Genomic DNA, 14,799 nt, shown 5'->3' on the forward strand with positions numbered 1-14,799 from the left:
TATGAAAACCAAACTTTTTGCAATTGCTTTATTACTGGGATTTATAACTCTTAATTCTTGTAAAAAAGCAGAAATAAAAGCAACTGAAACAGATAATAATGAGAAAAAAGACACTTCGTCACTTGTAAATCCAATGGCGCATGTAATGGATTCTGCAAATATTCCTGTTAAAGATTCATTAGTGGAAGACAATAAAATCATATTAAATAAAGATGCAATTACTTTAAATTCTGTAAAAGAAGGAAGCACAGAAAAAGCCTATTTGGTTTTTAATGAAGATCAATCTAAAGCCGAATTATTTCTTCCCAATGAAAAATTAGGAACCATTTTAGAAAGGAAAGGAAGTGAAGGAAATTACACTTGGACAGACGGAAAATTGGAACTCATCCAATGGAAAGGTTATGTTTTGAGAACTTTAAAACAAGGTAATAATCTTTTTGCAGGCGATGTTAAAATGTAATTTTTAATAATACAATTTTATTACAAAAGCGTTTCAAAATTTTGAAACGCTTATTTTTTTTAGAAACTATAGAAAAACTATATTTGTGAAAATAAAAATTTAAAACTTTTAATAACCCAAAAATGAGCACTTCTACTCTACTTTTACTTTTCGTTTTCGTTTATTTTGTTGGACTTCTTGTCATTTCCTATTTCACAAGTAGAAATGCCGATAATCAATCTTTTTTTATTGGAAACCGAAAAAGCAAATGGTGGTTAGTTGCGTTTGGAATGATTGGAACTTCGCTTTCTGGCGTTACTTTTATTTCTGTTCCGGGAACAGTTGGTAAAATGACGGAAGGCGCATATAAATTTGGTGGATTTGAATATTATATGCTCGTAATCGGGTTTTTTATTGGCTATTTTATTGTCGCATTCGTTCTTTTGCCACTTTATTATAAAATGAATCTGACGTCCATTTACACTTATCTCGGAAATAGATTTAATGTAGAAGCACACAAAATTGGTTCTATATTTTTTATTATTTCCCGTTCAATTGGTGCAACTGCAAGATTATTTTTAGTAGTAAATGTTTTGCAAATATTTTTACTTTCAAATTTAGGCGTCCCATTTTGGGTAACTTCTGCTATTATTTTAATAATGGTTTTACTTTACACTTTCGAAGGTGGTGTAAAAACCATTGTAATTACAGACACTTTGCAAACTTCTTTTATGATTTTAAGTTTAGTTGGTTGCATCGTTTATATTCTTTCGCATCTCAATCTTTCTGCGGGACAAGCTTACGATGTTTTGGCTTCCAAAGATTACACGCACATTTTAAACACTGATTTTCATTCTAAAACTTATTTTCTAAAAACCATTTTGGGCGGAATGTTCATCACAATTGCAATGACTGGACTTGATCAAGAAATGATGCAGAAAAACATTTCTGTAGATAATCTTCATAATTCTAAAAAAAACATGCTCACTTTTGCAGTAACTTTACTTTTGGTGAATTTTGCTTTCTTATTTTTAGGCGGATTGCTTTATCTTTTTGCCCAAAGTAACGGCGCAGAATACGGACAAATTGTAGATATCGTAAGTGGAAAAACAAGTAACGTTTTTGGCTTCAAAGATGCAGCCGGAAATATTACAAATATGATGGGCGACGATTTGTTCCCATATCTTTCTTTAAATAATTATTTCCCAATTTTCATCGCTGTTATTTTTATTATCGGATTAATTTCTGCATTATTTCCTTCTGCAGATGGCGCATTAACTGCAGTTACCAGTTCTTATTGTGTTGATTTATTAAATTTAAATGAAGACGAAAAGCGTTCAGAAAAGCAAAAGAAAAAATTGAGAATGAGAATTCACTTAATTTTCACAGTTATATTTTTTGTTTTAATTATGATTTTTAAAGCCATAGATGACAAATCCATTGTTTACTTAATTATGGAAGTCGCAGGTTACACTTATGGTCCACTTCTGGGTTTATTTGCTTTCGGAATTCTCACCAAATATCAAATACACAAAAAATATGGAATCTTGGTGGTTACACTTTTAGCGCCGGTTTTAACTTATTTAATCAATCATTTTGTTAGCGAATTTAGCACTTACAAAATCGGTGTAGAATTGATTATTATTAATGGATTGCTCACTTTTATTGGATTGTGGTTGATTCGTTTTAAAGGTTTGAAGTTGGTGAAATAGTATCTTTAAACAAGTCGGGTGGAAATAACTTAAAATTTTAAAAAATGCAAATAATAAAAGTATTTATAGATTGGGACGAAAATTTTGGAGCAGTTTCAGAATTAATTGACAGTTGTGTCGCAACCGGAAAAACTTTTGAGCAAGTAAAAGAAAATTATGCTTCTGCATTAGAATTTCATTTAGAGGGTTTAGAAAAACAAGAAATCCCAAAAGAATTATTGGGAAAATAGGAACTGGAATTTGAATTAACTGCTCAAGCATTATTACATCGTTTTGACAAAGTTCTTACACGCGCAACTTTGTCAAGAATTACAGGAATTAATGAAAGACAATTTGGGCATTATGTTTCCGGCTATAGAAATCCGAAATCTGAACAGAGAAAAAAAATTGTTGATGCTTTTCACCAATTAGGAGAAGAGTTTTTGTCTGTTTCTTAAAATCATTAAAATTTCAAGTTATAAAATCTCGCTATTTTTTTAAAAAAAAAAAACTATTTAATACCCAAGCAAAAACTCCAAGTTTTCCCATTTTCCAAAACCAGTAAAAATTCTTAAATTTGCGAAACTTGAAAAACTAAGAATGAGCAAATCTATTGAAGAATTAAAGAAAATCTCAACGCAAATCCGAAGAGATATTTTGAGAATGGTAAATGCAGTAAATTCAGGACATCCAGGCGGAAGTTTGGGAACCACAGAATTTTTTACCGCGCTTTACGGCAAAGTTTTAAATTATAAATTACCTTTTACAATGGCGGGAAAAAACGAAGATTTATTTTTTCTTTCAAACGGTCATATTTCACCCGTATTCTACTCCACTTTAGCAAGATTTGGTTTTTTTGAAGTTTCAGAATTAGCCACTTTTAGAAGATTAAATTCTCGTTTGCAAGGTCATCCAACAACGCACGAAGGTTTACCTGGAATTCGCGTTGCTTCTGGTTCACTCGGACAAGGACTTTCTGTGGCAATTGGCGCAGGTCTTGGTAAAAAAATGGACGGCGATAAAAGTTTGATTTATACAATGCAAGGCGATGGCGAATTGCAAGAAGGGCAAAATTGGGAAGCCTTTATGTTTGCAGCTGCAAAAAAGGTGGATAATTTAATTTCAACAATTGATTATAACGGTCGTCAAATTGACGGAGACACAAAAGATGTTTTAAGTTTAGGTGATTTGCACGCCAAATTAGAAGCTTTTGGTTGGTTAGTTTTAGAAGAAAAAAATGGCAACGATTTAGAAGCTGTAATTGGAATTCTTGAAAAAGCAAAAAGTGAAACAGGAAACGGAAAACCTGTCGCAATTTTACTTCATACAGAAATGGGTTTTGGCGTAGATTATATGATGGGTTCTCACGCATGGCACGGAAAAGCACCGAATGCAGAGCAATTGGAAAATGCGATGCAACAATTGGCTTTAGATGAAGTTGCAGATTATTAATTCTTAAAATTACAAAATGAAATATACTTTTACAGAAAAAAAAGATACAAGAAGCGGATTCGGCGCTGGTTTAACTGAACTCGCAGATAAGAATCCAAATGTGGTTGCACTTTGCGCCGACTTAATTGGTTCTTTAAAAATGGAAAAATTCATTGAAAAAGCACCAGAAAGATTTATACAAACTGGAATTGCAGAAGCAAATATGATGGGAATTGCAGCCGGTTTAACAATTAGCGGAAAAATTCCTTTTACTGGAACTTTTGCTAATTTTTCTACTTCCAGAGTTTATGATCAAATTCGTCAATCAATTGCTTATTCAAATAAAAATGTGAAAATTTGCGCTTCTCACGCTGGTTTAACTTTAGGAGAAGATGGCGCAACTCATCAAGTTTTGGAAGACATCGGAATGATGAAAATGCTTCCCGGAATGACCGTAATAAATACATGCGATTATAACCAAACGAAAGCAGCAACTTTGGCGATTGCTGATTTTGAAGGTCCAGTTTATTTAAGATTTGGAAGACCAGTTGTTCCAATTTTTATCCCAGAAGATATGCCGTTTGAAATCGGAAAAGGAATTCTTTTGCAAGAAGGAACTGATGTAACCATTGTTGCAACAGGACATTTGGTTTGGGAAAGTTTAGTTGCCGCAGAAGAATTAGAAAAAGAAGGAATTTCTTGTGAAGTGATAAACATTCATACAATTAAACCTTTAGACAATGACATAATTTTAAAATCTGTAAAGAAAACAGGAAAAATTGTGACTGCAGAAGAACATAATTATTTAGGCGGTTTAGGAGAATCTATTGCAGGAATGCTCGCAAAAAATCATCCAACTTTGCAGGAATTTGTAGCAGTAAACGATACTTTCGGAGAATCTGCAACACCAGAACAATTAATGCATAAATACGGAATTGATTCTGAAGCGGTTGTAAAAGCAGTGAAAAGAATTTTAGCAAAATAATTTAAACTTAAGTTTAGAAATAAAAAAAATCTGCATTTATAAAGTGTAGATTTTTTTTACGATTAACCTTTCTTTTCTTCAGTCTCAATCTTTTGCGGATTTTCAATTGCGCATTTTATATATTTTTACTTGTGTATTTTAAATATCTGTAAAATGAAACTTGCGTATTTTTTCATAATTAATTAAAAACCAGAATAATACAAGTTATTTGTTTTTTGTAATATTATGAAACTTGCGTATATTTGTGAGTTATGCGACACTTAAATAAGAACTCCGCTTCTTTAGACAAAAAAATAAATGTTTGAAAATTTACCATTTAAAGAAATCACTTTATTAATTCTTGGAACACTTTCCACATTTTTAATATGGAGAGTTCAATTTCATAAAGATAAAATCAAAAGTATAGAAAGTCAATTATCTGAAAAGAAATTTCATATTTATTCAGAATTGGTTCATATAATTTTTGATGTAATGCATGGAGAAAAAGTTGGTAAAAAAGTTTCTGACAGAGAATTACTTAGAAGGATTATGGACATAAAAAAGAATATGTTTCTTTACGCGTCAGACGATATGTTTAAGGCATTTACAGACTGGACTCTTGAATTACAACGACCAGGAAATAACGGTGTAGATCATTTTAAAAAATATTTTGAACTAATGAAAATTGTACGAAAAGATATGGGACAAAATAATTCAAAAATAAGTTTAGATGATTTTATGATTTACATTATGCAAAATGAAGAAGAGTATGAAAAATTCAAAACATTGTACAACTGGCAATAATAAGCGGCGCATAACACGGTATTTCTATTAGCGGGCCGGAAGTTTCTTTCATCAAGATTTTCGCTAATTGTTCAATTTGTTATATTTACAAAGACTTGTTATAAAAAGTCCCCGCCAACAGAAATACCCAACCGTTAAAATATGTCAGATTTTAAATCTTCATTATTAAAAAAAAATCCACATTCTAAAAGATGTGGATTTATTTTAAACAAAGAAATTACTTAAAACGTTTTCTCTAAAATCACCGCTTTCGGGAACAAAATATTATTTTCTAAATGAATATGACGGTGCAAATCATTTTCAAAATCTTCAAGCATTTTGTAAGTTACTTGGTAAGTTCCACACGCATCTTCTGGAAATTGGTAATCATTAGTTAAACTTGCAATTTTTCTAAAACGTTCTCCTTCAATATCGTGATCGTGCATCATCATAGCAACAGGATTTTCTACGGAACCAAAAGAAGATGTTTTTAATTCTTCATTATTTCTTTTTGCAGCCACCATTTTTTTGATAAAAGGAAATAAAATTAATTCCTCTTTTTTCATGTGAGCTCCTAATTCTTGTGCAGATTCTCTGAACAATTTAGTAATTTCAAATAATTCTGGATGTCTATCGCCGTGAACTTTACATAATTTGTCTAAAAACTGCATTAAAATTACAGATTTTTCTTCTACATAATGATGATGGGTTTTCTCTACATAATCCGCCAATAAATCTAATGGCCAAGAATTAAAATCTATTTCTCCACTTTCTTTAGAAGGAAGATTTTCTATTGCATTGTAAATTTCCTCAATTTGAACTTTTTTACGTTCGCAAGCTTCCTCCATACTTCGGTTTCCGTTGCAACAGAAATCTATTTTATATTTTTTAAAAATTGCAGCAACTCTAAAGTCTTCTGCGACCATTTCCCCAATTGTTTTTTCAGTTGTTAACATAACTTTTTTATTTTAATTTCAAAACGTCTTATTTTGAATGATTATAAACACAAATTTAGCCATTGAAAATCCGATAATTTATGATTGTAATCATACCTGAAATTATATTAAATCATTAAAATATTAATATGATTATTAATTAATATTTTATAAAAAAATATAAAAAAATATAGTATTTTAATTAATTTTCGTTCCATATTTTAACATGAGGAAACAAAACTTTAATATTTTCTTTTTTTTATGGCATATATATTGTTGCATTCGCAATACTTAAATTTAATAATTATTAACCCTCTATTGTGTTGAGATTAAAAATCTAACCTTTAGATTAAAAAACAAAAACGTTATGAAAAGAAACGCAAAGAATTTACTCAGAACATTTACAATGTCCAGTGCAATATTATTCGCATTATATAGCTGTAATAAAAAAACAGAAACTGTAGATAACAATGCAATGGTAACTGATACAACTGCACAAAGTACAGATTCTACAGCAACTTCAGCTTCTCCAGTTGCAGCGCTTACTGATGCTCAAATTGCGTCTATTGCAGTAACCGCAAATCAAATTGATATTGATTATGCAAAAATCGCACAGGGAAAAGCAACCAATCCCGATGTGAAAATGTTTGCTGAAACAATGGCAAAAGATCATCAATCTATAATTGATCAAGCAGTTGCATTAGCGACAAAACTTAATTTAACCCCAGACAATAATAATGATACTACTAAATCATTATTAGATGGCGCTGCAAAAGAAAAAGCAAAATTAGAAGCTACAGCAAAAGGAACTGATTTTGACAAAGCTTATGTAGATAACGAAGTTGCATATCACACTTCAGTTGTAGATGTTGTGGATAATACTTTAATTCCCAATGCTCAAAATGCAGAATTAAAAAAATTACTTCAATCTGCATCACCATTGTTTAAAGCACATTTAGATCACGCTAAAAAAGTTCAAGCAGAACTGAATAAATAAGAGTTTATTATTTCAAAAGACGATAAAAGAGTTGCTTTTTAAGTAACTCTTTTTTTTATTTTTAGTAAAAATTAATTCAATAAATTATTTGAAATATTTCCATTTTGGAATAATCATTAATAAACCAATTCCAATAAAGAGAAAAATATTAGAAACATCCGTATATAAAAATGTGGATAAATAAAATTGATGTAAGTAAAAATGCAATACCACAAAAACTGGAAAGAAATAAACCGCCAATTTTCTAAAAAAAGCAATTCCTACAAGTGAAAGCAGTGAAAAAAAATCAACTGTAAAAATAAGATAAAAATACCAAATTGGAATATTCAGTAAATTGTGTTGTAAAAATTCATCTCCATCCATCCCAATTCCCATCAAAGTGAAAAGTGCAAGTGAAGCTAATGCAAGATAAAAGGAAAGTGTTTTTTTTGGTTCTTTATCAAAATAATTATCCATAATGTAAAAATAAAAAAACTTTTGAAACAAGTTTCAAAAGTTTTTATGATTAAATGCAGAGTTTTGATTAAATGCTAATTGCTTTCATCAAACGGTTTTTATCACTGATGTATTCTTCCATAGAAATCATACTTTCAGTTCTCATAACATCTTCGATATCGTCTATTAAATAAATAATTTCTTTAGCATCTTCCGTGTTTTTTGCTTTTACTTTACAAAAAATATTATATTTCCCAGAAATAACGCTGGTTTCAATAACATTCGGAATTTCCCCTAACTTTCTTAAAACATTTTGTGTTTTATTTGATTTTGTTAAAAGGATACCGATAAAAGCAGTAAAGTGGTAATTTAGTTTAGTATAATCTATATTTAAAGATGAGCCTAAAATAATTCCAGCGTCTTCCATTTTTTTAACGCGTACGTGTATTGTTCCTGCAGAAACATCCATTTGTTTTGCGATTTCTGTAAATGGCATTCTTGTGTTTTCAACTAAAAAATCTAATATTTTTTTATCAATTTCATCCAGTTGGTAATTCATAATTTTTTATGTTTTAGGAATTTTATAAATTTTGCTCTATTTTGTTGCAAATTTAAGAAAAATTATTAATAATAAAAAATTATGGTTAAAATTAACAATATTTAACTTATTATAAAAGATTGCGTGTTAATTCTCATCTTAAGCTATCTATTTTAATAGAATCTTTTTTTATTTCTGGGTTTTTCACTTTCTTATTTTTATCTTTTTTTGTTCTTTTAAAGATTGTATTAAAGCTTTTGCTATAAACAACACCGGCTCCATAACTTTGATTCGCACCTGGATTTCCTGTATTTGAACCACTTAAAAGTCCAATATTACTAGGTTTTGAATAGAATCTTAACAATCTTGTTCCATCATTTTTTTTAGAAAAATCATATTCTACAGTTCCTTCACCGGAAAGATAATTTACATTGGTATCACTGCTTTTTGACAACGGAATTCCCAAACCAGTTTTTAAAGTTACACGCGGTGATAAAATAAAACTTAATCCTGCGTTCGCTCTGCTTCCACTGTTTGAAGCTTCGTCTCCTTGAATATAATTTAAATCTACCTGAAATTGATTACTAATAGAATTTAAGACCGAACCTAATTGTTTAAATAAAATATTATATCCAGAATTTTCTACTGTTTTTCCTACATTAATATTAAAACCACCCGCATTTTCTACATTGAAACTATTTAGAACTAAGATTGATCCAAATTGTAAAACTTTTTCATCTTCTTGGCTCATTTTAGCAGCCAAAGTTTCTTTTATTTGGCTAGAAACATCGGGTGCAGAAACGTCTAAATTTATTTTAGGATTATTTAAAGTTCCTGAAATTTTTGTGGTTAATAAAACATTGATTGGTTGCAAACTTCCCACATTTAAATATTCTCCAGCGTTTGTTACTGTGCGCAAATAATTTGCTTTTATGTCTAAAACGGGAGCAAGTGCATTTCCGTCCCATTCAATACTGCTATTTTTTTCAATTTGAAAAGTTCTATTTAAAATTGCTTTCGAAACAAAAGTTCCATTATCTACTAAATATTTTCCGTTCATAGAAATATTTCCATTTCTACTAAGATTGAATTTCAAATCATCCGCTTCTCCTCTCACACTTATATCTCCTACATCATCACCCACCAAAACATTTACAGTCGTTCCTTTATCTACATCTAAAGTGAAATCTACATTCATATTGGCGCCGTATTTTTTACGATCTTCCACTTTAACAGTTCCCATTTTATCTTCTTCTAGAAAGCGTAACATTTTAAATTCTTCAACATTTGAAGTAGAATTACTATTAAAAGTGAAAGTGCTATTTTTTAAAGTTGTCATATTCGGTGTCGAAATATTGAGCGCAGAAACTGGTCCATCCACAAATAAATCTCCTTTTCCGTAAACACGTCCCCAAAATAAATCGAAATCTTTTTGTTGCGTATCTAGAAGTAAAAGATTATCTGCTCTCATCACCAGATTGACGCCCATTGAAGCTAAAGTTTGAAACTGAATTGCCCCAGAAATATTTCCGCTAGAATTTCCTCTTCCATCATGAACTCCGATATCATTTAAAACCGCCAAACCTTTAGAAAGCGGAATTACAGTATCGTCAAACGAATAATCTACTCCTGTAAATAATAATTTTAAACCAAAGTTTTTCAATGCAATATCACCACTGTAATCTACATCTGCTAAAGAACCAGAAATTTTAAGATTTCCAGTTGCTTTACCTCTCACATTTCCGAAAATTGTTTTTACAAATTCTTGTGTAAATGCCAAATCAAATTGATCCATTTCTGCAACCAAATTTAAAGTAGGTGATTTTGTATTGTTATTAATAGTTCCTGTAAGATTTAAAGTATTGTTTCCAAAAGTATCAGATGACAACACTTTTGCTGAAACATTAAATATATTTGGACTATCGCTGTTTTTTACATCGATAACAATGTTTCCCATTTTCTGACCATTCAAAATGATATTTTCCACATTAAGATCTACTAATGGTTTTAGCGTACTTTTATCCATTTCAAAATCGAAAGTTCCATTTGCAACTCCTGTGATATCCATACTATTTTCGGACTTTGAAAAAGCCAGGATTTTAGAAATTTCAAAGTTTTTAACTTCACCCTTCGCAGAAAAATCTTTCGCGGATTTAAAAATTGCGTTTTTCACCAGTAACTCACTATTATCCGAAAAAACTCTAAAATTTTGAATTAAAAAGTCTTTAGTTTTCTTTCTGTAAGTTATTGAATTATCAAGTTCCGGACTTGCATCAATGGTCCATGCGACATTATTTAATTTAATTTCAGTGGGCTCAAATCTGAAAACATAATCGCCTTCTGAATTTGTGGTTTGGTTTAAATTAATGGCATAGTTGTTTAATTTTCCATCCGCTTCTTCTTCTGGACTTCCTAATTTAAAATTGGCAGACAGATGAAGAATTTTGTCATTTTCATTTCTACCTGTAAGAGAAATATCTTTTAAAATATTATCGTTATAAGCAATTCTGCTAATATTTGCAGACAATTGTTGATCTAAATTTGCAGTATTTATTTTTATAGAAAAACCGTCAATCATTGCAGAATCTTTTTTAATTAAATCTTTTTCCTGCAATTTGTAAGAAGGATTTGCCAAAGCCAAAGCTTTATCTGCATCAGAAATTTCTTCTTTTTTGGTCATTAAATATTTGAAACTTGAAGCATCTGCATTAAAAATTAAATTATTAGAATTTCCATTAAAAGAACCATTTATTTTTACGCCATCTGGAATTCGAAGATTGGGTTCAAAATAACTTACGAGTGCTTGTTTTACATTAAAATCAAAATTAAAATCTTGCCCTCGATAAAATTTATTAATAGTATTTCCTGCTAAAACTTTATTAATTCCATTTTGTATCATTCCAGCTAAATCTGCTAAATTAAATTTGCCAGAAATCTCACCATCTACCGCACCTGGCGCATTTACATTGACAATTCTTTTGCCGTTTTCAAAATATGTTTTTATGTCACCATTCGGGATATTAAATTTTTGAGTGGAAGTTGCAAAATTTACATTTTTTAAATTAGCGTCTAAAATTAAGTCGTTTAGATTGGTCATTGAAACTTTTGCGTCAATTATTCCACTTAAATTCTGAATTTCTTTTCCACCAGTAAAATAACTAATATTTAAATGTGAAATATCTGCTAAGACATTGGCTTTTAAATTACTTGTACTAAAATCAAAAAATCCATTCACTTTGGCTTTTGCTTGTTCATCATTAATATTTACAATTCCTTTGTAAGTTTTATGATCTAAAATTCCATCTAAATAAATATTATTAATTTCTTTTCCCGCAATTTCTACTTTAGAAATTTGAGATTTAGTTCTCAAAACCATTTGATTTACATCTAAACTTTGCCCCTTTAAATTAAATTTTCCTGAAAGCAAACCCACTTGTGGTTGTTTAGTAATTACAGCGGTATTCAAATTATTTACTTCCGCATAACCACGAAATTTTGGTAACTCTGTGCTAAAATCCTCCAAATAGAAATTAGAAATTCTTGCTTGACCAATTCCAGTAATTAAATCAGCTTTTGGTACAAAAATTTGTTTCGGTGTTACTTTTACAGCGCCATTATATTTTATTCTACCAAAATCATCTGCAAAATTTTTCATTTTCTCAGAGATAAAAGTTGGTAACATTGCTTTTAAATCCACATATGTAAGATCAGTTGAAAGATGATTGGTTTCAATCTGGAAATTTCCTTTTAAAAGCCGAGATGCTTTTAAAGTAGAAGTATTAATTGCAACTTGCTTATTCCCGATTTGAAAATTTTCTAAATAAAATTTATTCAATGGACCAGTCATTTGTCCAGAAACTGCGAAAGGTTTGTAATTATCCCAACTGGTAACGAAATAACTAATATCATAACCCGAAATTTGACTTCCTTTTTTCAGATTCATTTCCCATCTTACTTTATCTGCAAAATCTTCCCATCCAGTTTCTGGATCGAGATTAAATTTAATATCGCCCATCAATAAACTATGATCGGTATTAAATGTTAAATCTTTTAAAATTAAAGCCTTTTTGGAAATAGAGAAATCAGTGGAAAAAGTTTCAACTTTAGTTACCTTTCCCCATCTTTTTGTGTTAAATGAAAAATTATTTATTCTAGCTGTGATATTAGAACCGACAACTTTTAAAATGGGTATTTTTAAATTTACATTATTTGCAGAAAGCCATTTTCCTTCATCTCCATCGTGGTTTCGATTAGTAATACTTACTTTAGAATTAACAATTTCTACACGGGAATTTAGTTCAAACGGCGGTTTGTTTGGATTTTTCTTACCACTCTCAAACAAATCGATATAACGAATAAAATTAGAAATACTGTCGCCTTTATAAGTTATAACTTTTATATCCGCTTGATATAATTTTAAATCATTAAAAAGCAAAGAATTTGTATGTCCAGAAATCGCATTTTTTATAAGTGAAATCCAATCTGAATTGGCTTTTAATTCTCTTGCTTTAATAAACTCTAAACCTTTATAATCTTTAATTCTAAGTCCTTTTATTTCTACATTTCCGAAATAATTTACACTCACGCTTTCTGTTGACATTTCAGATTTAAAATCTTTATTTACCATTTGCAAAGCTTGATTTGCAGCCCATTGTTTTGTAGAAGGTAAATTGATAGCGATGAAAATAATAATGACCAAACCCAAAACTGACCAAAACAAAATCAACAATAATTTAGCCCACCAAGTATAACTTGTCACATCTTTTACGGCTTGATTCCCAAATTCTTTTGCTGTTTCTACTGGATGCTCTACTGCATCTTTCAGTAAATCTTTCGCTTCATCTACAGATTTTTGAACATTTTTCTGTACATCAGAAACCTTTTTCCCCACTTGCTCAGAGAGAGATTTTTCTGATTTTTTCGAATTATTATTTTTATTATTTTCTATCTTTGCCATATATGAACGACATAATTATTTTAGGTATAGAATCTTCTTGTGATGATACTTCTGCAGCGATAATCAAAAATCATACTATTTTATCAAATATTGCAGCTTCTCAAAAAATTCACATAGAATATGGCGGAGTTGTTCCAGAATTGGCTTCTAGAGCGCATCAACAAAACATAATTCCAGTTGTACAAAAAAGTCTGTCTGTAGCAAATATACAACAAAAAGATATTTCTGCGATTGGTTTTACACGCGGACCTGGACTTTTGGGTTCACTTTTAGTTGGAACTTCATTTGCAAAATCATTGGCAATGAGTTTAGATGTTCCGTTAATTGAAGTAAACCATTTGCAAGCGCATATTTTAGCACATTTTATTGATGACGCCAATCCAAAATCTCCGGAATTTCCTTTTTTATGTTTAACAGTAAGCGGCGGTCACACAATGATTGTTTTAGTTAAAGATTATTTTGAAATGGAAATTATCGGGAAAACCTCTGATGATGCAGCCGGAGAAGCTTTTGATAAAATCGGAAAAATCTTTGATTTAGATTATCCAGCGGGACCAATTGTAGATAAATTAGCAAAATTAGGCGATAAAACTAAATTTAAATTTAATAAACCACACTTAGAAAATTACGATTATTCTTTTAGTGGTATTAAAACTTCGGTGCTTTATTTTATTCAAAAACAGGAAAAAGAAAATCCAGATTTTGTTAAAGAAAATTTGAATGATTTGTGCGCTTCCGTTCAAAAAGCAATTGTTGAAATTTTGATGGATAAATTAGAAAAAGCTGCAAAAGATTTAAATATTAACGAAATTGCAATTGCAGGAGGCGTTTCCGCAAATTCTGGGTTACGAGAAGCAATGAAATTAAATGAAGATAAATTAGGCTGGAAAACCTACATTCCGAAATTTGAATACACGACCGATAATGCAGCAATGATTGCAATGGTTGCAAAATTAAAATTTGAACGTGGCGAATTTACCGATATAAAAGCTGTTGCAACTTCACGCTATGAAATTTAAGTGAGCCCTGAAAGAGCGAAATAATTAACAAAGCGTGAAGCGCTTTGATATCTGAAAAAATAAGATAAGTTAAGCCGCGAAGCGGCGCAATAAATGGGACAATCTTTAGTTAAAAATTACATTCATATTATTTTTTCTACAAAAAATAGAGAAAATTTTATTGATGAAAATATTGAAGAACAACTATTTTCGTATCTAGGTGGAATTTGTAAAAATCACAAATGTTATCCTATCCAAATTGGCGGTTACCGAAATCATATTCATATTTTATGTTTACTTTCTCAAAAAATAACTTTAGCAAAATTAATGGAAGAATTAAAATCACATTCTTCTAAATGGATTAAAACTAAAGATGCGAAATATTCAAATTTTTATTGGCAAAATGGTTATGGTGCATTTTCTGTAAATCCAAAACAAATTGATATCGTAAAAGAATATATTATCAACCAAAAAGAACATCATCAAATAAAATCTTTTCAAGATGAATATTTACAAATTTTAAAAAATTATAATATTGAATTCGATGAAAAATATCTTTGGATTTAAATTAATTTTAAATAATATTTCGCCCTTTCAGGGCTCTTTTAAATTATGATTTTCCACTCAAAGG

Annotated in this window: 14 protein-coding genes; 10 read left to right on the forward strand and 4 right to left on the reverse strand. The window is 30.0% G+C overall.

From position 1 onward, the window contains the following. The first annotated feature begins 1 nt into the window (after position 1). The 7 genes from ACN0WB_RS04940 (at position 2) to ACN0WB_RS04970 (ending at position 5,329) form a co-directional block, all read left to right on the forward strand. Positions 2-460: a hypothetical protein gene (locus ACN0WB_RS04940; RefSeq protein WP_417429432.1), complete on the forward strand. Its 459-nt coding sequence runs from the start codon at positions 2-4 to the stop codon at positions 458-460. A 122-nt stretch (positions 461-582) separates the two neighbouring features. Then, on the forward strand, positions 583-2,151 hold the full coding sequence (locus ACN0WB_RS04945) for a sodium:solute symporter (RefSeq protein WP_417429434.1): 1,569 nt from the start codon (positions 583-585) through the stop codon (positions 2,149-2,151). 44 nt (positions 2,152-2,195) lie between these two features. Then, positions 2,196-2,381, forward strand: coding sequence for a type II toxin-antitoxin system HicB family antitoxin (locus tag ACN0WB_RS04950; RefSeq protein ID WP_417429436.1), 186 nt, complete (start codon positions 2,196-2,198; stop codon positions 2,379-2,381). Positions 2,382-2,450: 69 nt separating this feature from the next. Next, a complete protein-coding gene (locus ACN0WB_RS04955) occupies positions 2,451-2,588 on the forward strand; it encodes a hypothetical protein (RefSeq protein WP_417429438.1) in 138 nt (45 codons plus the stop codon). Between the two features lie 142 nt (positions 2,589-2,730). Further along, positions 2,731-3,582, forward strand: a complete 852-nt coding sequence (locus tag ACN0WB_RS04960; RefSeq protein WP_417429440.1) for a transketolase — start codon at positions 2,731-2,733, stop codon at positions 3,580-3,582. 16 nt (positions 3,583-3,598) lie between these two features. Beyond that, positions 3,599-4,546: a transketolase family protein gene (locus ACN0WB_RS04965; RefSeq protein WP_417429442.1), complete on the forward strand. Its 948-nt coding sequence runs from the start codon at positions 3,599-3,601 to the stop codon at positions 4,544-4,546. Between the two features lie 297 nt (positions 4,547-4,843). After that, positions 4,844-5,329, forward strand: coding sequence for a hypothetical protein (locus tag ACN0WB_RS04970; RefSeq protein WP_417429444.1), 486 nt, complete (start codon positions 4,844-4,846; stop codon positions 5,327-5,329). A 221-nt stretch (positions 5,330-5,550) separates the two neighbouring features. On the opposite strand, the gene ric is transcribed toward ACN0WB_RS04970, so the two are convergent. Next, positions 5,551-6,264 (reverse strand): iron-sulfur cluster repair di-iron protein, encoded by a 714-nt coding sequence (gene ric / locus ACN0WB_RS04975; RefSeq protein WP_417429445.1) that lies wholly within the window; start codon positions 6,262-6,264, stop codon positions 5,551-5,553. Between the two features lie 346 nt (positions 6,265-6,610). Here ric and ACN0WB_RS04980 point away from each other — a divergent pair, with 346 nt between their 5' ends. Continuing rightward, on the forward strand, positions 6,611-7,240 hold the full coding sequence (locus tag ACN0WB_RS04980; RefSeq protein ID WP_417429447.1) for a DUF4142 domain-containing protein: 630 nt from the start codon (positions 6,611-6,613) through the stop codon (positions 7,238-7,240). 84 nt (positions 7,241-7,324) lie between these two features. Here the strand turns inward: ACN0WB_RS04980 and ACN0WB_RS04985 are convergent, their stop codons facing one another. From ACN0WB_RS04985 to ACN0WB_RS04995, 3 genes are all read right to left on the reverse strand, one after another. After that, entirely contained in the window at positions 7,325-7,696 is a 372-nt protein-coding gene (locus tag ACN0WB_RS04985; protein ID WP_417429449.1) for a hypothetical protein, read from the reverse strand. Between the two features lie 67 nt (positions 7,697-7,763). Then, positions 7,764-8,234, reverse strand: a complete 471-nt coding sequence (locus ACN0WB_RS04990; RefSeq protein ID WP_417429451.1) for an Lrp/AsnC family transcriptional regulator — start codon at positions 8,232-8,234, stop codon at positions 7,764-7,766. A 133-nt stretch (positions 8,235-8,367) separates the two neighbouring features. Then, positions 8,368-13,170 carry a translocation/assembly module TamB domain-containing protein gene (locus tag ACN0WB_RS04995; protein ID WP_417429453.1) on the reverse strand — a complete coding sequence of 1,601 codons (4,803 nt, stop codon included), beginning with the start codon at positions 13,168-13,170 and terminating at the stop codon, positions 8,368-8,370. A 2-nt stretch (positions 13,171-13,172) separates the two neighbouring features. Here ACN0WB_RS04995 and tsaD point away from each other — a divergent pair, with 2 nt between their 5' ends. Both tsaD and tnpA read left to right on the forward strand, forming a co-directional pair. Further along, entirely contained in the window at positions 13,173-14,189 is a 1,017-nt protein-coding gene (tsaD, locus tag ACN0WB_RS05000; RefSeq protein WP_417429455.1) for a tRNA (adenosine(37)-N6)-threonylcarbamoyltransferase complex transferase subunit TsaD, read from the forward strand. A 93-nt stretch (positions 14,190-14,282) separates the two neighbouring features. Then, positions 14,283-14,735: an IS200/IS605 family transposase gene (gene tnpA, locus ACN0WB_RS05005; protein WP_417429457.1), complete on the forward strand. Its 453-nt coding sequence runs from the start codon at positions 14,283-14,285 to the stop codon at positions 14,733-14,735. The last annotated feature ends 64 nt before the right edge of the window (positions 14,736-14,799 follow it).

Origin of the sequence: Halpernia sp., assembly GCF_048269545.1 — a bacterium.
Classification (GTDB): domain Bacteria; phylum Bacteroidota; class Bacteroidia; order Flavobacteriales; family Weeksellaceae; genus Halpernia.